The sequence below is a fragment of the Streptomyces sp. NPDC088252 genome, from assembly GCF_044740965.1.
Classification (GTDB): Bacteria; Actinomycetota; Actinomycetes; order Streptomycetales; family Streptomycetaceae; genus Streptomyces.
The window spans coordinates 179,857-200,684 of the sequence record NZ_JBIURS010000010.1 but is presented as its reverse complement, the minus strand read 5'-3'; the positions used below and the strand labels follow the sequence as shown (position 1 = coordinate 200,684).

Here is a 20,828-nt window from a genome sequence, read left to right as displayed (position 1 = left end):
CCGGGCCTGGTCCGGCAACGAACGCCCGGGAGGAGCTCTCGCTCCTCCCGGGCGTTCCCCTGTGCGCGGCGGGCACCAGTCACTCGGGGTTGTTCGCGTGGGTCAGGGTCTCCCAGGCGACGAACAGGTTGTTGGACCCGGCGGGCCGCTGCTGCTCGGTGAGGGCCCGGGTGTTGGTCATGGCGATGCCCATCCGGTTGTGCAGGGCGTTGAAGCCGGCCTCGATGACGGGGCCGAGGCCGTCCTTCAGGGTTCCGCCGCACAACGACGTGGGAACCGCGGCACCGAGCTGGTACTTGGCGTGCAGCCCCAGTGCGTGCCGCAGGCGGTCGGCGATCTCGGGGGACAGGTCCTGGCCCTGGATCCGGCCGGTCTCGGCGATGTGGGAGATGGCGGAGAGTCCGTACCCGGTGTGCGTGAGATCGCGGCAGGTCTCCTGGGAGAGACCGTCGATGAAGGTCGACTGCCCCTGCCAGTACTTGACGGTCTTGTCGCGGGTGTCGAGCCCGCTGCCCGGCGCGGTCCTCGGCAGGGCCCCGTCGGACGTCAGATAGATGTACGCGGGAACGCGCCCGCGGAACGTGGCGACCGCCTTGTCGTAGGAGGTCCGGTCCTCAACTCGCCCGACAGCCGATGGAGTTCATAGATGTGGACATCGAATCCGATGGTGAACTCCGCAGCGGGTGAGGAAACTAAAGCCATGCATGGAACACGTCAAGGCGCGGCGTTCGAGGAACGAAGGAGCCCGGCACCACGGGGATGCCGGGCCCGGAAGGAGGTGCGTCAGCGCATCACCAGGCCCGCGCCGTCCCCCAGCGTCTCCGCGGGCAGTGCCACCAGACCGAGTTCCGCACCGGTGGCCAGGAGCGGATGCGTGGGGAGCACCCGCACCGTGTAGCCGTACGGCCCGGTGCGGTCGAGGGCCAGCGGTCCCTCGTACAGCCAGCGTCCCTCCAGATCCTGGCCTCCGGCGGGCTTCAGCGGAAACATCTGCGCGTCCGAGATCCCGTCGGCCGCGTCCACCCGGCCGGCCACCGCCTGCACCTCCACGTCGTCCGGCTCCAGTACCCCGAGGGCGATCCTGACCCGCACCACCAGCGCCGAGCCCAGCTCGGCCGAGCCGCCCGCGGCGTCCGGCGCCACGGCCTCCACATGGTCGACGACGACCCGCGGCCACGCGGCGCGAACCCTGGCCTTCCAGCCGGCGAGCTGCCGCGCGGTGCCGGGATCCAGTGCTCGCTGGGCGCGCGCGGCGGGCGCGTACAGGCGCTCCACGTACTCGGACACCATGCGCCCCGCCAGGACCTTGGGTCCGAGGGTGCCCACCGTACGGCGGACCATCTCGATCCAGCGCTCGGGGAGCCCGTCGCCGCCCCGGTCGTAGAAGCGCGGAGCGACCCGGTCCTCGATGAGTTCGTAGAGGGCGCCCGCCTCCAGATCGTCACGGCGGTCCTCGTCCAGGGCCAGACCGTCGGCCGTGGGGATCGCCCATCCGAAGTCCGGCTCGAACCACTCGTCCCACCAGCCGTCCAGGACCGAGAGGTTGAGGCAGCCGTTGAGCGCGGCCTTCATGCCGCTCGTACCACAGGCCTCCAGAGGCCGCAGCGGGTTGTTGAGCCAGACGTCGCAGCCCGGGTAGAGCTTCTGCGCCATGGCCATCCCGTAGTCCGGCAGGAACACGATGCGATGGCGCACCCGGGGATCGTCGGAGAACCGCACCAGCTCCTGGACCAGCCGCTTTCCGCTGTCGTCGGCGGGGTGGGCCTTGCCGGCGACGACGATCTGGACCGGGCGCTCCGGGTGGAGCAGCAGTTCCCGCAGCCGGTCGCGGTCGCGCAGCATCAGCGTCAGCCGCTTGTACGAGGGCACCCGCCGGGCGAAGCCGATCGTCAGCACGTCCGGGTCCAGCACGCCGTCGATCCAGCCGAGTTCGGCCGGTTCCGCGCCCCGGGTGCGCCAGGAGGCATGGAGCCGCTCGCGCACCTCGGCGACCAGCTGTCCGCGCAGGTGCCGCCGCAGGTCCCAGATCTCCCGGTCCGGGATCTCGGCTGCGGAGTCCCAGCGTCCCGGGGTGCCGCCGTACCGGTTGCGCAGCCGGAGGACCTCGGGTGCGACCCACGTGGGTGCGTGGACGCCGTTGGTCACCGAGGTGATCGGCACTTCCGCCGCGTCGAAGCCCGGCCACAGTCCGGCGAACATCTCCCGGCTGACCGAGCCGTGGAGGGTCGAGACCCCGTTGGCCCGCTGGGCGAGCCGCAGCCCCATCACCGCCATGTTGAAGAGCCGGGGTTCGCCGCCCGGGTAGGTCTCCATGCCCAGTTGCAGGATGCGTTCGACACTCACGCCCAGGAGCTCGCCGTCGTCCCCGAAGTGCCGGGCGACCAGCTCGCGGTCGAACCGGTCGATCCCGGCGGGCACGGGTGTGTGGGTGGTGAAGACCGTGCCGGCCCGCACCGACTCCACCGCGGAGTCGAAGTCCAGTCCATTGTCCGAGAGTTCACGGACGCGTTCGAGTCCGAGGAAACCGGCGTGCCCCTCGTTGGTGTGGAACACCTCCGGCGCGGGATGTCCCGTGAGGCGGCAGTACGTCCGCACGGCCCGTACGCCGCCGATGCCGAGGAGCATCTCCTGGAGCAGCCGGTGCTCGCTGCCACCGCCGTACAGCCGGTCGGTCACCTCGCGCTCGCCCGGCGCGTTCTCCTCCACGCCGGAGTCGAGCATCAGCAGCGGTACGCGCCCCACCTGGGCCTGCCAGATGTGGGCGTGCAGCGAGCGGCCGCCGGGAAGCGTGAGCACCACCCGGCTGGGGGTGCCGTCGGCCTCGCGCATCAAGGTGAGCGGGAGCTCGTTCGGATCGAGTACGGGATAGTGCTCCTGCTGCCAGCCGTCGCGGGACAGACTCTGGCGGAAGTAGCCGTGCCGGTAGAGCAGGCCGACCCCGATGAGAGGTACGCCCAGATCGCTGGCGGCCTTCAGATGGTCGCCGGCGAGGATGCCGAGGCCGCCGGAGTACTGGGGCAGCGCGGCGGTCACGCCGAACTCGGGTGAGAAGTACGCGACGGCGGCCGGGAGCCCGGCCCCTCGGGCCAGCTGTTCCTGGTACCACCTGGGCCCGTCCAGATAGTCCCGGAGGTCGGCGAAGACCTCGGTCAGCCGGTGCAGGAACTGCTGGTCCCGGGCCAGCTCGGCGAGCCGGCCAGCGGACACGGCACCGAGCAGCCGGACGGGGTCGCACTCCGCCGTCCGCCGCACCTGGGGGTCGACGGCCTGGAAGAGTTCACGGGTCTCGGTGTGCCAGGACCAGCGCAGATTGCGGGCGAGGTCGCTGAGCGGTTGAAGGGGATCGGGGAGAACGGGACGCACGGTGAATCGACGAATGGCCTTCACGCATTCCACCTCTACAGGGGACGTACGAATCCGACGGGACGCACCACGGGGTGCGTCTCTCCGTCACCCCCGACGTTAACGGCGGGCCGCACTCCGCAGCCACGGCGCGCGAACGGCTCACGGCGTGTGCCGCCGGACGGGGCGCCCGCACGGCCTCCGCTCCGGGGCGATCTCCGCGCTTCCCGCCCCACGCCTCATCCACCCCGCCTCTTTCGCACCCGGGGCCCCTCTCGACCGGTCGAGGCACACCGGTCACACGGGTAATGGCCGATTCCCTTCCCTCGTTCGGTCTTGTGGCACTTCGCACCAAGGAGAAAGCTGCCCAGTGGCGTCCGGAAGAGCACCGGTGAGCCCGCGCACGCGGGGCGGTCGTCGGCGCATTCAGGTCGTCGTGGATACGCCCGAGTAGTTGACACACCACCGGATTGGCCCCCCGAGATATGTGGGAAGGCTTCTTCGGTACACACTCCGAGCACATCCCAAGAGCACGCGAATGCCGCCCGAATGCAGCATGAATGCGAGGCACCTGCGGGACCGGTGTCCATCCGGTTTACCTCCGCGAAACACATCCGCACCCCAGCCATTCGAGTGCCATTCGAGTGAATGCGGACAGGAGCGGCCATGCCCACACCCCGTCAGCCGTCAACGGAGCAGCTAGAAAGGACGGACCCCATCGTTCGCGGTGCGCGAATTCCGCGCCCCGCGGCCGTGTCGCGCCCCGTTCAGCCCGAGCCCCAGTCCCCAGGTGATTCCATGATCGGTCGCATTCCCGTACTCGACGTCCGTCCCCTCGTCGACTGCGGCAGAAGGCCCGCCAAGGCCGTTGCCGGTGAGACCTTCCAGGTCACCGCGACCGTCTTCCGCGAGGGCCATGACGCCGTCGCCGCCAATGTGGTGCTGCTGGATCCGGCCGGGCGGCCCGGCCCCTGGACGCCGATGCGCGAACTCGCGCCCGGCACCGACCGCTGGGGCGCCGATGTCACCCCGGACTCCGAGGGCCGCTGGACGTATACGGTCGAGGCCTGGAGCGATCCGCTCGCCACCTGGCGGCAGCGCGCCGAGATCAAGATCCCGGCGGGGAGCGACACCGGGCTCGTCCTGGCGGAGGGCGCCGAACTGTACGAACGGGCCGCCAAGGGCGTACCCAAGCGGGACGGGCGCGAGGCGGTGCTGGCCGCCGCCGACGCGCTGCGCGACGAGTCCCGCCCGGCCGCCGCCCGGCTGGCCGCGGCGCTCGTCCCCGAGGCGCGAGCCGCCCTCACCCGTCACCCGCTGCGCGAACTGGTCACCGCTTCTCCCCCGCTCCCTCTGGTGGTCGAGCGCCGGCGGGCCCTGTTCGGTTCCTGGTACGAGCTGTTCCCCCGCTCGGAGGGGGCCAGGGTCGAACCGGCCGGGCGGGCCGCAGCGGCCGTGAAGGGCAGGGCGGGAAAGACGACGGCCCGCCCGGCGAGGATCGTCAGCGGCACCTTCCGTACAGCCGCCGAGCGGCTGCCCGCGGTCGCCGCCATGGGTTTCGACGTCGTCTATCTGCCGCCCATCCATCCCATCGGAACCACCCATCGCAAGGGCCCCAACAACTCGCTCTCCCCCGCTCCCCATGACGTGGGCGTGCCCTGGGCGATCGGTTCGGCCGAGGGCGGCCACGACGCCGTCCATCCCGAGCTCGGCACCCTCGACGACTTCGATCATTTCGTCGGAACCGCCCGCACCCTGCGCATGGAGATCGCGTTGGATTTCGCGCTCCAGTGTTCTCCCGACCATCCCTGGGTGGAGAAACATCCCGAGTGGTTCCACCATCGCGCGGACGGCACGATCGCCTACGCCGAGAATCCGCCGAAGAAATACCAGGACATCTATCCGATCGCCTTCGACAAGGATCTGGACGGACTGGTCGAGGAGAGCGTTCGCATTCTGCGGTTCTGGATGGATCACGGGGTGCGTATCTTCCGCGTGGACAATCCGCACACCAAACCGGTGGTCTTCTGGGAGAAGGTGATCACTGAAATCAACCGGACCGACCCGGATGTGATCTTCCTGGCCGAGGCATTCACCCGGCCCGCGATGATGCATGCGCTCGCCGCCATCGGCTTCCAGCAGTCGTACACGTATTTCACCTGGCGCAACAGCAAACAGGAGATCACCGATTACGTCACGGAGCTTTCGGGCGGGACCGCCTCCTACATGAGGCCCAACTTCTTCGTGAACACCCCGGACATCCTGCCCGGTTATCTCCAGGACGGGGGCCGTCCGGCCTTCGAGGCGCGAGCCGTTCTCGCCGCGACGCTCTCCCCGGCCTGGGGTGTGTACGCGGGCTACGAACTGTGCGAGAACACTCCGGTCCGTCCCGGCAGCGAGGAGTACCTCGACTCGGAGAAGTACGAGATCCGGGTCAGGGACTGGGAGTCGGCGGAGCGCGAGGGCCGCTCGCTGGCCCCGCTCATCACCCGGCTCAACCGCATCAGGCGCCGCCACCCGGCGCTGCAGCAACTGCGCGACGTGCACTTCCACTCCGTCGACAACGACGCGCTGCTCGCGTACAGCAAGCGCGCGGGTTCGAACACCGTTCTGGTGGTCGTCAACCTCGACCCGCACCACACCCAGGAGGCCACGGTCTCGTTGGACATGCCGCGACTCGGCCTCGACCGGCACGAGAGCGTGCCGGTGCGCGACGAGCTCACCGGCGTCACCTATCACTGGGGCAGGACCTTCTATGTGCGCCTGGAGCCGGGCGTCACGCCCGCACACATCGTCGTCCTGCGACCGTCCCCGCCGACCGGAGGGTCACCCACACCATGATCGTCAATGAGCCCGTCCACGACACGTTCGAGGACACCCCGGCCAAGGACCGCGATCCCGACTGGTTCAAGCGCGCCGTGTTCTACGAGGTCCTCGTCCGGTCCTTCCAGGACTCCAACGGCGACGGCATCGGCGACCTCAAGGGCATCACCGCCAAGCTGGACTATCTGCAGTGGCTCGGTGTCGACTGCCTCTGGCTGCCGCCGTTCTTCAAGTCGCCGCTGCGCGACGGAGGCTACGACGTCTCCGACTACACCGCCGTACTGCCGGAGTTCGGCGATCTGGCCGACTTCGTGGAGTTCGTCGACGCCGCGCACCAGCGCGGCATGCGCGTGATCATCGACTTCGTCATGAACCACACGAGCGATCAGCACGACTGGTTCCAACAGTCCCGGTCCGACCCGGAGGGGCCGTACGGCGATTACTACGTCTGGGCCGACGACGACAAGCAGTTCCCGGACGCCCGGATCATCTTCGTCGACACGGAGACGTCCAACTGGACCTTCGACCCGGTCCGCAAGCAGTACTACTGGCACCGGTTCTTCTCCCACCAGCCCGACCTCAACTACGAGAACCCGGCGGTGCAGGAGGAGATCATCTCCGCGCTGCGCTTCTGGCTGGACCTCGGCATCGACGGATTCCGCGTGGACGCCGTGCCGTACCTGTACCAGCGCGAGGGCACCAACTGCGAGAACCTCCCGGAGACGCACGACTTCCTCAAGCGCGTCCGCAAGGAGATCGACGCGCACTACCCGGACACCGTGCTGCTCGCCGAGGCCAACCAGTGGCCGGAGGACGTCGTCGACTACTTCGGCGAGTTCCAGGCCGGCGGCGACGAGTGCCACATGGCGTTCCACTTCCCCGTGATGCCCCGGATCTTCATGGCCGTCAGGCGCGAGAGCCGCTACCCGGTCTCCGAAATCCTGGCGAAGACCCCGGCGATCCCGAAGAACTGCCAGTGGGGCATCTTCCTGCGCAACCACGACGAGCTCACCCTCGAAATGGTCACGGACGAAGAGCGCGACTACATGTACGCGGAGTACGCCAAGGATCCGCGGATGCGCGCCAACATCGGTATCCGGCGGCGGCTGGCACCCCTGCTCGACAACGACCGCAACCAGATCGAGCTGTTCACGGCACTGCTGCTGTCCCTGCCCGGTTCCCCGATCCTCTACTACGGCGACGAGATCGGGATGGGTGACAACATCTGGCTGGGCGACCGGGACGCCGTGCGCACTCCGATGCAGTGGACGCCCGACCGCAACGCCGGATTCTCCTCCAGTGATCCCGGGCGGCTCTACCTGCCCACCATCATGGATCCGGTCTACGGCTACCAAGTCACCAATGTCGAGGCGTCGATGGCATCGCCGTCGTCGCTGCTGCACTGGACGCGGCGGATGATCGAGATCCGCAAGCAGAACCACGCCTTCGGACTCGGCTCGTTCAACGAACTGCCCTCGTCGAACCCGGCCGTGCTCGCCTTCACCCGGGAGCACGGGGACGATCTCGTGCTGTGCGTGCACAACTTCTCGCGGTTCGCGCAGCCCACGGAGCTCGATCTGCGGTCGTACGACGGGCGTCACCCGGTGGAGCTGATCGGCGGGGTGCGGTTCCCGGCCATCGGCCAGTGGCCCTACCTGCTGACTCTCGCGGGACACGGTTTCTACTGGTTCCGACTGCGCAAGGACGCGCCGCCGAGCTGACCCTGCGCCACCGCGCACCACCCACCGCGGGGCGGTTCCGCCGCCCCGCACGGGGCACCCTCTCCCCCATATCGAGCGCTTCCGGTCTCTTCCGGTCCCCTCCGGCGTTTCGATCCCTTCGAGTCGAGTCCGTACGGACCATCCTGACCCGACACGTCCCGCACAGCCGGACAGCTATTGCCGCAATCCGGGACACTCTTCGCATCCTGTGGTGTGCCCGGGGAAAGGACGCGATGCCATGTCGGAGGCTGCCTCCACCCGGGTCGCCCTGGCTGCCGCCAGCACAGCCCTGCTCCCGTCTCTCGCTCCCCTGCTGCATGAATGGCTGCCCAGACAGCGGTGGTTCGCGGGCAAGGGGCAGCCGATCACCGCGTTCTCGCTGGTGTCGGCGACCGAAATACTGCCGGTGGACACCGATTCCGCGGGCGCCCGGTCCGGGGCCGGGCTGTTGCATCTGCTGGTCCGGGCCCACCAGCCGTCCATGCCCGCCCAGTCACCGGACGACTGCTACCAACTGCTGCTCGGCGTAAGGGCCGCGCTGCCGGCCCGGCTGGCGCCCGCGCTCATCGGCCATGTGACAGACGGGCCGCTCGCGGGCCGCACCGTCTACGAGGGCCTGCACGACCCGCGTCTCGCCGCACTCCTGCTGGAGCGCTTCCGCACCCCGGGCACCCTCGGCGTCCTGCACTTCGACCGGGGCGGCGCCCCCATCACCGCACCGCTCGCACCACGCATGCTCGACACCGAGCAGTCCAACACCTCGCTCGTCTACGGCGACGCCTACATCCTCAAGATCTTCCGCCGGATCTTCCCCGGCACCAACCCGGATCTGGAACTGCCGCTCGCGCTCGCCCGCGAGGGCTGCGGACGGGTGCCCGCCCCCGTCGCCTGGTTCGAGGCCACCGCACCGAAACCGCTCACCCTCGGTGTGCTGCAGCCGTTCCTGCGCGGCGCGGAGGACGGCTGGCAGCTCGCCCTGCGCGCCCTGGCCTCGGGCCGCGACTTCACCGGCGAGGCCCACGCACTGGGCCGGGCCACCGCCGAGGTGCACACCGCGCTCGCCGCCGCCCTGCCGACGCCCGCCCTGCGCCGCGCCCAGACCGAGCATCTCGCCGCCGCGATGGTGCACAGGCTGGAGGCCGCCGCGCAGGCGGTACCGGCACTCGCGCCGTACGTCCCCGGACTGCGCACCGCCTTCGACGCGGTGTCCGCGCTGGGACACCGGGGCCACGGCTGGGCGGCACAGCGGGTCCACGGCGATCTCCACCTCGGCCAGACCCTGCGCGCGACCGACGGCTTCTGGTCACTGATCGACTTCGAGGGCGAACCGGCCCGACCGCTGTCCGAGCGCCGCCGGCCGCAGCCCCCGGTGCGCGACATCGCCGGCATGCTCCGCTCCTTCGACTACGCGGCCCGCTCGCACCGCCCGTGGAACGCCGAGTGGGCGGCGCGCTGCCGGACCGCCTACTGCGACGGGTACGCCAGGACCGCGGGGGTCGACCCGCGCAGCGAACCGGAGCTGCTGCGCGCCCACGAGACCGACAAGGCGGTCTACGAGGTGCTGTACGAGGCACGGCACCGGCCCGACTGGCTTCCGGTCCCGATGGCGGCGATCCACCGCCTGGCCGCCGTCGCCGACTGACGGCCCGGGTGCCGCCCGCCCGTTCGCGGCCCCGCCGTCGCCGCCCCGCTCCCCCGCACGGCCCGTGCCCATGCCGCCCCGTTCCGCCCCGACAACACCTCCGAGGAGGCTGTCCCTGTGACCGCCCGCAAGCCGTCCCGCAAGACGCCCGCCCCCACCGAGCCCGAGGTCCGCCAAGTCCGGCCGCCGACAACGGCGAGGGCGGCGTCCCCGGCCGCCTCCGACGCATCCGCCTCCGACACCCCTGCCGCCCCGGCCGCCTCCGGCGCCCCTGCCGAGCGGACGAAGCCGGCGGCCGAGCGGGCCACCGGTGCCGCACCGTCGCGCCCCGGGGAAGCCGTCGGCAGCCAGGGAGTACGCCGGGCACGCCCGCTCGACGCCGCCGACCGGGGCAGGCTGCTCTCCGGCGAGCACCACGCCCCGCACGACCTGCTCGGCGCCCATCCCGTGCGCGGCGGTGCGACCTTCCGGGTGCTGCGCCCGTACGCGCGATCCGTGACCGTCCTGGCCAAGGGGTTGCGGGCGCGGCTGCACGACGACGGCGACGGCCTCTTCTCGGGCCTGCTGCCGATGACCTCCATTCCCGAGTACCGGCTCCTGGTCGCCTACGAGGACGACGAGACAGAGGTGCAGGACCCGTACCGCTTCCTGCCCGCCCTCGGCGACCTCGATCTGCATCTGATCGGCGAGGGACGGCACGAGGAGCTGTGGACGGCCCTCGGCGCCCAGCCCATGGAACATCAGGGCGTCGTCGGCACCCGGTTCACCGTCTGGGCCCCCAATGCCCGCGGTGTGCGGGTCATCGGGAACTTCAACTACTGGGACGGCACCGGCTTCCCGATGCGTTCGCTCGGCTCCTCGGGGGTGTGGGAGCTGTTCCTGCCCGGGATCGGGGAGGGCACGCTCTACAAGTTCGACATCTGCCGCCCGGACGGTTCGCACACCAAGCGCGCCGACCCGATGGCCCGCCGCACCGAGGTGCCGCCCGCCACCGCCTCGATCGTGACGGCCTCGCACCACGAGTGGCGGGACCAGGAGTGGATGGCGCACCGCGGGGACGTACCGGTGCACGAGGCGCCGTTCTCCGTGTACGAGGTGCATCTGCCCTCCTGGCGACCCGGCCTGACGTATCGCCAGCTGGCCGCGCAACTCCCCTCGTACGTGAAGGACCTGGGGTTCACACATGTGGAGCTGATGCCGGTCTCCGAGCATCCCTTCGGCGGCTCCTGGGGCTATCAGGTCACCGGCTTCTACGCACCGACCTCGCGCATGGGCACACCGGACGACTTCCGCTTCCTCGTCGACGCGCTGCACCGGGCCGGAATCGGTGTCATCGTCGACTGGGTGCCGGCGCACTTCCCGCGCGACGACTGGGCGCTCGCGGAGTTCGACGGCCGCCCGCTGTACGAGCACTCCGACCCGTCGCGGGCGGCACACCCGGACTGGGGCACGCTGGAGTTCGACTACGGGCGCACGGAAGTGCGCAACTTCCTCGTGGCCAACGCCACTTACTGGTGCGAGGAGTTCCACGTCGACGGCCTGCGGGTCGACGCCGTCGCCTCGATGCTCTATCTCGACTACTCGCGCGGGAGCGGGCAGTGGTCGCCGAACGAGCGTGGTGGCCGGGAGAACCTGGACGCCGTCGCCTTCCTCCAGGAGATGAACGCCACCGTCTACCGGCGCAATCCGGGCGTCGTCACGATCGCCGAGGAGTCCACCGCCTGGAACGGCGTCACCCGCGCCACCCACGTCGTCGGCCCCGACGGTTTCGGCGGGCTGGGCTTCGGGCTGAAGTGGAACATGGGCTGGATGCACGACTCCCTGCAGTACGTGTCCAAGGAGCCGGTGCACCGCAAGTACCACCACGACGAGATGACCTTCTCGATGGTGTACGCGTACAGCGAGAACTACGTCCTGCCGATCTCGCACGACGAGGTGGTGCACGGGAAGCAGGCCCTGGTCAGCAAGATGCCGGGCGACTGGTGGCAGCGGCGCGCCAACCACCGGGCGTACCTCGGCTTCATGTGGGCCCACCCGGGCAAGCAACTCCTCTTCATGGGGCAGGAGTTCGCCCAGGGCGGGGAGTGGTCGGAGCGGCACGGCCCGGACTGGTGGCTTCTCGACCCCTCGTACGAGGCGGAGGGCGACCACCGGGGCGTGCGCACCCTGGTCGGTGACCTGAACGCGGTGTACGGCGCGACCCCGGCCCTCTGGCAGCGCGACACCGACCCGGGGGGCTTCGACTGGGTGGACGGCGGTGCGGCCGAGGACAACGCCTTCGCCTTCCTGCGCTACGACAAGCACGGTTCGCCGCTTCTCTCCGTCAGCAATTTCTCCCCCGTGGTGCGGCACGACTACCGCATCGGCGTCCCGGACGTCCTCGGTGACCAGGTCGCGTGGGCGGAGGTCCTCAACACGGACGCCGCGCGGTACGGCGGCAGCGACGTGCGTCATCCGGGACCGCTGAAGTCCGAACCGCTCACCTGGCACGGCCGCCCCGGCAGCATTCTGGTGACGCTGCCACCGCTGGCGACGGTCTGGTTCAAGCCGGTGTGAACCGAACGGGGCGGGGGCCCGCGACCGACCTCCGGCCGCGGGCCCCCCGCCCCATCGACGCGCTCAGCCCCGGAGCGCCTCGACCGTGCTCGCCCAGGAGTCGGCGCCGTGCCCCTTGGCGATGGCACGGTCGGAGACGGCCTTGATCGCCTCCAGCTGGGACGTGTCCAGGCCCCTGCCGGCGGCCGCGTGCAGCACGTGATCGACACCGGCGGTCATCATGGCGAGGTTGGCTCCGGCCCCGTCGTACCGCTTCGCATCGATGTCGACCGCCGTCCCGGCCACGATGGGCGGCAGGATGTCCACGATGGTCCGCAGATACGGCGCGATGGCCGCGGCGGGAATGCTCTCCGCCCCGGCCAGGGCGAAGGCGTGGACCAGCCCCGCCATGCTCCCGTAGAAGAAGTCCAGCATCGCCATGTCGTAGGCCGCGGCGAGTGCGTGCTCGGGCCCCAGGAACGGGACGTTGGCGCCGAGCGCCTTGAGCACGGCCTCGTGCCGGTCGTACGCGGACCGCGAACCCGAGTAGAAGATCAGCGCCTCCGGCCCGCCGACCACCTCGATCGGCACCATGATCGCACCCGCCAGGTAGTCGAGCGAATGCGCCTCGGCCCAGGCCGCGGAGGCACGGACCCGGTCCGGGGTGTCGGAGGTGAGATCGACCAGGGCACGCCCGGCGAGCGCGTCCGTCAACGGGGCCAGGATCTGCCGCGAGGCCTCGTGGTCGACAACACAGACGACCACCAATTCACTTGCCCGTACGGCCTCTTCGGCCGAAGCGGCCCGGACCGCGCCCCGGGCGACGAGCTCTTCGCCCTTGCCCGGGGAACGGTTCCAGACGGTGGTGCGGTGGCCGGCGTCCAGGAACGCGCCGGCGAGGGCCCGGCCCATGGCGCCGAGGCCGATGACGGTGACGGTGACGGGGTTCGTATGCGTAGTCATACGCGCCATGATCAACGCGGTGGATGCACCCGCCAAGAACCCACTTGTTTCTCAGATACCCACCAAAAGGAAAGCATCCAGGCCAGGGCGATCGAGGCTCGGAAGGGACTCGGGGTACATAAGGCCGCCTTCGAGCCCGAACCGGCATGCAGCATCATGTGGGCGTGATCACCATTCATCTGAAATACGAGATTGACGCCGACAAGCTTGAGGACTTCGAGGAGTACGGGCGCCGCTGGGTCGGGCTCGTCAACCGTTTCGGCGGGACGCACCACGGCTACTTCCTGCCGAGTGAGGGCGACAGCGACATCGCCTACGCCCTCTTCTCCTTTCCCAGTCTCGCCGCGTACGAGCAGTACCGCACGGACAGCATGTCCGACCCGGAGTGTCAGGATGCCTTCGAACTGGCTCGTAACACCCGCTGCATCAAGCGGTACGAGCGCCGCTTCCTGCGGCCGCTCGACGTCATGTCCTAAGGGGTGTCCCGTAATCCGTGGTGGATCAGTGCGCGGCGTCAGATGCGGTGCATCGCAAGGCGGAGGGACGTCCGCATACTGGATGTATGCGGACTTTCCGACAACGCGGCGAGGTGCCGTAGCTGTCGTCGCGCGCCCGCCAGGGATTACGGGACACCCCTTGGCCTCGCCGTTTCGCTCCGGGCGGGTGGGCTGGACCGATCGCGTCGGACCGGTGATTCCGGTTGCCGGCCTGCCTGTGGGCATGGCGGGGGCCCGGCGCGGTGGTCGGGTTCTCCGGGGTGCTTCGAGTCGTCGAAACGGCGAGGTCAAGCGAACACATCCGCCAAGAACCACAGCCGCAGGCCGGAATGATCGGGGACCGCACATCCCCGCTCGGCCAGCAGGGTACGTATCTCGCCGATCGCGCGAGTGGTCGTGGAACGGTCGACGCCGAACAGCAGCCCGAACACCGAGTGCGGAAGATCGTGCCGCAGGTGAATCAATGTGGCCGTCAACCGGTCGCCGAAAACCAGTTGGTGCCGGGCGCCGGCCCCCGCAGCCCGCTTCCTGACCCCACCGCGTGCTCCGTAACGGCGCCCTTCGACAACAGCCTGCCACGGCCTGGCCAACTCCTCGACCAAGCAAGCGAGATGATGCCGGGAGATCCCCGTGAAAACAGCCGATGCGCGCCCGGCCCGCGCTGCGGGCCGGGCGTACGGTGCACCAGGAGCCGATGAGCCCGGGTGTCGGTCCTGTACTGGTCACCCTGCCGCCCTTTGTACGCGGGCGGCGCGCTGCGCGGGCCTGACGCAGCACGGCGGCCTCGGTCGCCGCGGCCTGGCGGCGACACTGGGCGTGGGCCTGTTCGATCGCCCGCACCGCACCCGCACGCGACTTTCGTCAGGGCTCCCAATCATCCCCAGGGATGACTGCGCAGGTTACGGCTGCGCCCCAGGACTGTCCCTGGGACGGTCAGACGGGTTGACGTCCGGGCCGGTTTCCGTGGCGACGATGGAGGGGTCCTCATGACACGGCCGCTTGAGCCACCGTCGAAATCCGACCTCGTGCCGCCTCCGGCGGCCCGTATGTCCCGACAGGAGCTCCTCCCCGTGACCACCATCCACTTCGGCCTCCCCTCTGCCAGTTACGCCACGGCGGTGGCCGCCCGCGCCACGGGACTCACCAAGGTCTACGGGGAGGGAGGCACTCAGGTCGTCGCGCTCGACGCCTTGTCGGTCGAGTTCCACCAGGCCCAGTTCACCGCGATCACGGGCCCCTCCGGGTCCGGCAAATCGACGCTGATGCACTGCATGGCCGGGCTGGACACGATATCCGGGGGCTCCGCCCGCATCGGCGAGACCGAGCTGATCGGTCTGAAGGACAAGAAGCTCACCAGCTGCGCCGCGACAAGATCTGCTTCGTCTTCCAGGCGTTCAACCTGCTGCCGACGCTGTCCGCTCTGGAGAACATCACCCTGCCCATGGACATCGCGGGCCGTAAGCCGGACCACGCCCGGCTGGACCGCGTCGTGGCTACCGTCGGCCTCTCCGGCCGCCTCAATCACCGCCCGGGCCAGCTCTCCGGCGGCCGGCAGCAGCGCGTCGCGGTCGCCCGCGCGCTGGCCTCCCGGCCCGAGATCATCTTCGCGGACGAGCCCACCGGCAACCTCGACTCCCGCTCCGGCGCCGAGGTCCTCGGCTTACTCCGCGACTCCGTACGCGAGCTGGGCCAGACCGTCGTCATGGTCACCCATGCCCCCGTCGCCGCCTCCTACGCGGACCGTGTCGTCTTCCCCGCGGACGGCCGGATCGTCGACGACATGCCCGACCCGACCGCCGACAAGGTGCTGGAGCGGATGAAGGGCTTCGACGCCAAGGGACGCACCAACTGACCCCCCGGCAGCCGACCGCACTTCGCTCCTCTTCTCCAGGACTGACTCACCCATGTTCCGTACTGCCTTGCGCAATGTGCTCGCGCACAAGACCCGGCTGCTGATGACCGTCCTCGCCGTGATGCTCGGCGTGGCCTTCGTCTCCGGCACCCTGGTCTTCACCTCGACCATCTCCGAAGCCCTCCGCGACAGCGCCCTCAAGGGCTACGCCGGCGTCGACGTCGCCATCCAGCCGGACAGCTCCCAGACCGGCCCCGGTGCCCGGCCCTCCCTCGACCGGAAGCTGCTCGACCAGGCCGCCAAGGTGCCCGGCGCCGAATCGGCCTCCGGCACAGTCACAGGGTTCACCGCCATCGCTGACAAGAACGGCAAGCTGATCGGCCACGGATTCTCCACCCGCGGTGGCAACTACTACCCCGGCGCCGACGGCAAGGACCCCCGCTACCCGATGCGCGACGGCAGCGCCCCGCGCGGCACCGGCCAGATCGCCCTGGACTCCCGGACCGCCGACGAGGCCGGCTACAAGGTCGGCGACACCGTCCGCATCTCCGTCGACGGACCGGTCCGCAAGACCACGCTGACCGGCGTCTTCACCACCGACGACGGCGCGGTCACGGCCGGCGGCAGCCTCGCGCTGTTCGACAACGCCACCGCCCAGAAGCTGTTCACCGGCCCCGGCCGCTACAGCGAGATCCACGTCAAGGCCGCTCCGGGCACCTCGCAGGCCGCGCTGCTCTCGGAGATCGAGAAGGTCCTGCCCGCCAGGGGGGCCGACGCCGCCACCGGCAAGAAGCTCGCCGAGGAGGACGCCGAGCAGACCGAGAAGAGCATGGACAGCGTGAAGACGGGCCTCCTGGGCTTCGCCGGCATCGCGCTGTTCGTCGGCGTCTTCCTCATCGCCAACACCTTCACCATGCTGGTCGCCCAGCGCACCAAGGTGCTGGCGCTGATGCGCGCGGTCGGCGCGAGCCGCCGCCAGGTCACCCGCTCCGTGCTCATCGAGGCCGTGGTCGTCGGCGCGGTCGCCGCCGTCACGGGTCTGGCCATCGGCGTCGGCATCGGCGCCGGGATGCGCGCCCTGATGAGCAGCACCGGCGCGATCGTTCCCGACGGCCCGCTGGTCGTCTCCGTCTCCACCGTCCTCACCGCGCTGCTGGTCGGCGTCGGCGTGACCGTCCTCGCCGCCTGGCTGCCCGGCCGCCGCGCCGCGAAGGTCCCGCCGGTCGCCGCGATGAACAGCGTGCACGCCACCGCCACCACCAAGTCGCTGGCCGTCCGCAACACCGTCGGCGCGCTCTTCGCGGGCTCCGGTGTCGCCGCCGTGCTGGTCGCCACCGGCATGAAGGACGGCAAGACCGTGATGGGCCTGGGCGCGGTGCTGCTGCTGATCGGTGTGTTCGTCCTGACGCCGCTGCTGTCCCGTCCACTGATCGCCCTCGCCGGGCCCGCGCTCCGCGCGTTCGGCATCGTGGGCACCATCGCCCGGCAGAACGCGGTACGCAACCCCCACCGTACGGCGGCCACCGCCTCCGCCCTGATGGTGGGCCTGACCCTCATCACCGGTCTGACGGTGATCGGGAACAGCGTCCAGAAGGGTGTTGACAAGATGGCGAGGGATTCCCTCAAGGCCGACTACGTGGTGTCCATGGTCGGTATGACGCCGCTCTCCCCCGGGGTGGAGAAGAAGCTCTCCTCCCTCGACGAGGTCACCGCCTCCAGCGCGCTGCGCAGCTCCGCCGTCCGCATCGGCGGCAGGACCACATACCTGACCGGCGTCAACGGCGCGGCCTTCGGTGAGCTGACCCGTCTCGACTTCTCCTCCGGCTCCCTGGACGGCCTGGCCGGCGGCAACGCGGTGATCGACAGCGGCACGGCCAAGGAGAAGGGCTGGAAGGTCGGCTCCCGTCTCCCCGTGACGTTCGAGGACGGCAAGAAGGAGACCCTGACCGTCTCGGGGGTCTACAAGGGCAACGAGATGATCCGGCAGACCCTCGTCGACAACAGCGTCCTCGGCACGCACCAGAAGCACGTCAGCGACCTTCAGGTGATGGTCAAGACGAAGGGCGGCGCCACCGGGACCGCCAAGGACAAACTGATCGACGCGCTGGGCAAGAACCCCGCGATCTCCGTCCAGGACCAGGACGACGTCTCCGAGGGCATCTCCCAGTCGGTCAACCTGCTCCTGAACATGCTGTACGCGCTGCTGGCCATGGCCGTGATCATCGCCGTCCTCGGGGTCGTCAACACGCTGGCGATGTCGGTCTTCGAGCGCTCCCAGGAGATCGGCATGCTGCGCGCCATCGGCCTGGACCGCTCCGGCGTCAAGCGCATGGTGCGCCTGGAGTCGCTGGTGATCTCCCTGTTCGGCGGGGTGCTCGGCATCGGGCTCGGCGTGTTCTTCGGCTGGGCCGCCGGTGAGCTGATCCGCGCCTCGCTCACGACGTACGAGCTGGTCGTGCCTTGGGGCCGGATGGGCATCTTCTTCGCCCTGGCTGCCGTGGTCGGCATGCTGGCCGCGGTCTGGCCGGCCCGCCGCGCGGCGAAGCTGAACATGCCGGCGGCCATCAAGGCCGAGTGACCGCGTCGCCCGCACACCGCGAAGGGCCCCGGAACCGTACGCGGCGGTTTCCAGGGGTCGTCGCAACACGTGGTCGTGTTGATCAGGCCGTGAGCAACTCATACAGGCGCTCGGCTGGGGTTTCCCAGCCGAGCGTTTCGCGAGGACGGCCTTGAGCTGGTCGGCGTGGGCTGGCAGGGTCGCAGAAGTAGGCCGGGATGTCGGTGGCGAGGGTGAACTCCGGCGAGCCCCTTGCGACGAGGTACTCGCGCCCGCGCATCACGAAGGTCGCGATGCCCGCCTTGTCCGACTCCACCAGGGCCCTCTGGAGCAAGGCATACACCTTGCCGTACTGCTCGCTGCTGGAGGAGGGCTGGGAGATCGAGCCGGAGGACCTGGCGCACATCTCGCCGTATCTGGCTGGGCACATCAACCGGTTCGGCGAGTACAGCACGCGTCCGGCCCGAGGCATACGACCCGAAGCTGGACGCTGACATCAGCCGACATCGCCCCCGGTCGGCCCCACCCCCAAGGCAGGGGCGCCGAGCGCTGCTCTGATCCCCGGTTGAGGTCCGCCGTTCCCGACAGGGCCCGAGTGGAAGGGTTCGGCCGTACGCGCCGTCTCACGCCGGCGCGAACACGTCCTCCAACTCCTGGAGCAGCTTGCGCTTGGGCCGGGCGCCCACCATCGACTTCACGGGTTCGCCGGAGCGGAACACCATCAGGGTCGGCGTCGCCAGTACCGCGTACCTGCTCGCGATCCCGGGGCTGGTGTCGACGTCGACCTGGACGATCTTGATGCGTCCGGCCTCCTCGGCGGCGACGGCACCGAGGACGGGGGCGAGCTGACGGCACGGGCCGCACCAGTCGGCGGTGAATTGGACCAGGACGGGGAGGTCCGCCCCGAGCACCTCCGCGTCGAAGGTCGCGTCGGTGACCTCGGCCACACCCTCTGCCGCATGAATCATCTGTCATCCTCCCAGTTCACAACGTGGTTCCGGGCCGCCCGGAAGTTCTGCCGCGGCCTCCAGCTCGGCTCTCGCGAGCTGTGCGCCCACCTGGGCGCGTACCACCCGGAGCTGCTCGATGAGCGAGTCGAGCTCGCCGAGCTTGCGCCGGTAGACGGCGAGCGAGGCGGGGCAGGCGTCACCGGCCGGGTGGCCGGCGCGCAGGCACTCGACGAACGGCCGGGTCTCCTCCAGTTCGAACCCGAAGTCCTGCAGGGTCCGGATCTGCTGGACGAGGCGCAGATCGTCCTCGTCGTACGCGCGGTACCCGTTGTCGGCCCGCCGCGCGGGCAGCAGTCCACGTGACTCGTAGTACCGCAGGGTCCGCGTCGTCGTCCCGGCCCGTTCGGCCAGCTCCCCGATTCGCATGTCCTCGACCGTAGACCTTGACGCTGACGTCAAGGCAAGGAGGAAGCGCGGCAGAAGACGGCACAGGGCCGTCGCGGAGGCTTCCGCGACGGCCCTGTGCCGTGTGGTGTGGTCGGGGGTCCGGTGGCTAGCCCTTCGCCGCGGCCGGCTCCCGGTCGCCGTCGCGCGGCTCCGGAACGCTGTCCGTGCCGTCGCCGTGCCCGGCGTCCTGGTTGAGCATCTCGTCGTTCCACGGGAGCGCGCCGGAGAGGACCCGGTCCACCCGCTCCTTGTCGATCTCCTTGGTCCAGGTGCCGACCAGCACGGTGGCCACCGCGTTGCCCGCGAAGTTCGTCATGGCGCGGGCCTCGCTCATGAAGCGGTCGATGCCGACGATCAGCCCGACGCCGTCGACCAGTCCGGGGCGGTGCGACTGGAGGCCGCCCGCGAGGGTGGCGAGACCCGCGCCGGTGACGCCGGCCGCACCCTTCGAGGCGACGATCATGAAGAGGAGCAGCGAGACCTGCTCACCGCCGCTCAGCGGGTCACCCATCGCGTTGGCGATGAAGAGCGAGGACATCGTCAGGTAGATCGCGGTGCCGTCGAGGTTGAAGGAGTAGCCGGTCGGCACGGTGATGCCGACGACGGGCTTGCTGACACCCAGGTGCTCCATCTTCGCGATGAGCCGGGGCAGGGCGGACTCCGACGACGAAGTCGAGAGGATCAGCAGGAATTCGCGGCCCAGATACTTCAGCAGGGACCACAGGTTGATCCCCGCGACCAGTCGCAGGATGGCGCCGAGCACCACGAAGACGAAGATCGCGCAGGTGAGGTAGAAGCCGACCATGATGATCGCGAGGGACTTGAGCGCGTCGACCCCGGTCTCACCGACCACCGCCGCCATCGCGCCGAACGCGCCGACCGGGGCCGCCCACATGATCATGGCGAGGATCCGGAACACCAGGCGCTGGATGTGGCCGATGCCGCGCAGGACCGGTTCGCCCGCCGACCCCATGGCCTGGAGCGCGAAGCCCGCGAGGAGAGCGATGAGCAGGGTCTGCAGCACCTCGCCCCCGGTGAAGGCGGAGACCATCGTCGTCGGGATGATGCCGAGCAGGAAGTCGACGGTGGACTCGCTCGCGCCCGCTGCCTGCTTCTCGCCGGCGGCGCGCACCGCTTCCGTGAGGTGGAGGCCCTGGCCGGGCTCCAGGAGGTTGCCGACGAGCAGACCGATGGCGAGTGCGACGGTCGACATCACCAGGAAGTAGCCCAGGGCGAGGCCGCCGACCGCGCCGACCTTGGCGGCCTTGCGCACCGAACCGACGCCCAGCACGATCGTGCAGAAGATGATGGGCGAGATCATCATCTTGATCAGGTTCACGAAGCCGGTGCCGATCGGCTTGAGTTCGACGGCGACGTCCGGGGCCGCGAAGCCCACGAGGATGCCGAGGCCCACAGCCGCGATCACGGCGAGATACAGATAATGCGTACGGTCCCGCTTGGCGGCTGCCACTCCCACGGGGTTCTCCTCGGCTCGTCAG

13 protein-coding genes and 3 pseudogenes are annotated in these 20,828 nt (G+C 69.9%); 8 read left to right on the top strand and 8 right to left on the bottom strand.

The genetic code is table 11. The features are described from left to right. Positions 1-79: 79 nt before the first annotated feature. Both ACIOHC_RS22210 and glgP read right to left on the bottom strand, forming a co-directional pair. Positions 80-619, bottom strand: a pseudogene (locus ACIOHC_RS22210) (hypothetical protein); the annotation flags it as partial. Between the two features lie 164 nt (positions 620-783). Beyond that, on the bottom strand, positions 784-3,387 hold the full coding sequence (gene glgP / locus ACIOHC_RS22205) for an alpha-glucan family phosphorylase (RefSeq protein WP_351074691.1): 2,604 nt from the start codon (positions 3,385-3,387) through the stop codon (positions 784-786). A 753-nt stretch (positions 3,388-4,140) separates the two neighbouring features. Here glgP and ACIOHC_RS22200 point away from each other — a divergent pair. The 4 genes from ACIOHC_RS22200 to glgB all read left to right on the top strand — a co-directional run bounded on the left by ACIOHC_RS22200 (position 4,141) and on the right by glgB (position 12,084). Then, positions 4,141-6,183, top strand: coding sequence for an alpha-1,4-glucan--maltose-1-phosphate maltosyltransferase (locus tag ACIOHC_RS22200; protein WP_351074693.1), 2,043 nt, complete (start codon positions 4,141-4,143; stop codon positions 6,181-6,183). Next, positions 6,180-7,886, top strand: a complete 1,707-nt coding sequence (treS, locus tag ACIOHC_RS22195) for a maltose alpha-D-glucosyltransferase (RefSeq protein ID WP_351074694.1) — start codon at positions 6,180-6,182, stop codon at positions 7,884-7,886. Before ACIOHC_RS22200 ends, treS begins: the two co-directional genes overlap by 4 nt. Positions 7,887-8,124: 238 nt before the next feature. After that, entirely contained in the window at positions 8,125-9,528 is a 1,404-nt protein-coding gene (locus ACIOHC_RS22190) for a maltokinase N-terminal cap-like domain-containing protein (RefSeq protein ID WP_365690049.1), read from the top strand. Positions 9,529-9,645: 117 nt separating this feature from the next. After that, complete coding sequence (gene glgB, locus ACIOHC_RS22185) at positions 9,646-12,084, top strand: 1,4-alpha-glucan branching enzyme (protein ID WP_401843632.1); 2,439 nt, start codon at positions 9,646-9,648, stop codon at positions 12,082-12,084. 63 nt (positions 12,085-12,147) lie between these two features. Here glgB and ACIOHC_RS22180 read toward each other — a convergent pair whose 3' ends face one another. Beyond that, positions 12,148-13,026: an NAD(P)-binding domain-containing protein gene (locus ACIOHC_RS22180; protein WP_351074697.1), complete on the bottom strand. Its 879-nt coding sequence runs from the start codon at positions 13,024-13,026 to the stop codon at positions 12,148-12,150. Between the two features lie 164 nt (positions 13,027-13,190). Here ACIOHC_RS22180 and ACIOHC_RS22175 point away from each other — a divergent pair, with 164 nt between their 5' ends. Continuing rightward, positions 13,191-13,502 (top strand): NIPSNAP family protein, encoded by a 312-nt coding sequence (locus ACIOHC_RS22175; RefSeq protein WP_351074698.1) that lies wholly within the window; start codon positions 13,191-13,193, stop codon positions 13,500-13,502. Positions 13,503-13,813: 311 nt separating this feature from the next. Here the strand turns inward: ACIOHC_RS22175 and ACIOHC_RS22170 are convergent. Further along, positions 13,814-14,149: pseudogene (locus ACIOHC_RS22170) on the bottom strand (transposase family protein); the annotation flags it as partial. Between the two features lie 420 nt (positions 14,150-14,569). Here ACIOHC_RS22170 and ACIOHC_RS22165 point away from each other — a divergent pair. Both ACIOHC_RS22165 and ACIOHC_RS22160 read left to right on the top strand, forming a co-directional pair. Continuing rightward, positions 14,570-15,375 (top strand): annotated as a pseudogene (locus tag ACIOHC_RS22165) (ABC transporter ATP-binding protein). Positions 15,376-15,427: 52 nt separating this feature from the next. Then, positions 15,428-17,953 (top strand): FtsX-like permease family protein, encoded by a 2,526-nt coding sequence (locus ACIOHC_RS22160; protein WP_351074700.1) that lies wholly within the window; start codon positions 15,428-15,430, stop codon positions 17,951-17,953. Between the two features lie 82 nt (positions 17,954-18,035). Here ACIOHC_RS22160 and ACIOHC_RS22155 read toward each other — a convergent pair whose 3' ends face one another. After that, the gene (locus tag ACIOHC_RS22155) at positions 18,036-18,248 is read right to left on the bottom strand and encodes a hypothetical protein (protein ID WP_401843628.1); all 213 of its coding nucleotides are present in this window, start codon (positions 18,246-18,248) and stop codon (positions 18,036-18,038) included. Between ACIOHC_RS22155 and ACIOHC_RS22150 the strand changes: the two genes are divergently transcribed. Further along, positions 18,226-18,426, top strand: coding sequence for a Tn3 family transposase (locus ACIOHC_RS22150; RefSeq protein WP_351074734.1), 201 nt, complete (start codon positions 18,226-18,228; stop codon positions 18,424-18,426). The genes ACIOHC_RS22155 and ACIOHC_RS22150 overlap by 23 nt on opposite strands. Positions 18,427-18,555: 129 nt before the next feature. Here the strand turns inward: ACIOHC_RS22150 and trxA are convergent, their stop codons facing one another. From trxA to ACIOHC_RS22135, 3 genes are all read right to left on the bottom strand, one after another. After that, entirely contained in the window at positions 18,556-18,900 is a 345-nt protein-coding gene (gene trxA / locus ACIOHC_RS22145) for a thioredoxin (protein WP_351074701.1), read from the bottom strand. Positions 18,901-18,903: 3 nt separating this feature from the next. Continuing rightward, a complete protein-coding gene (locus ACIOHC_RS22140) occupies positions 18,904-19,308 on the bottom strand; it encodes a MerR family transcriptional regulator (protein ID WP_351074703.1) in 405 nt (134 codons plus the stop codon). A gap of 127 nt (positions 19,309-19,435) precedes the next feature. Next, positions 19,436-20,806, bottom strand: coding sequence for a cation:dicarboxylate symporter family transporter (locus ACIOHC_RS22135; protein ID WP_351074705.1), 1,371 nt, complete (start codon positions 20,804-20,806; stop codon positions 19,436-19,438). Between the last annotated feature and the right edge of the window lie 22 nt (positions 20,807-20,828).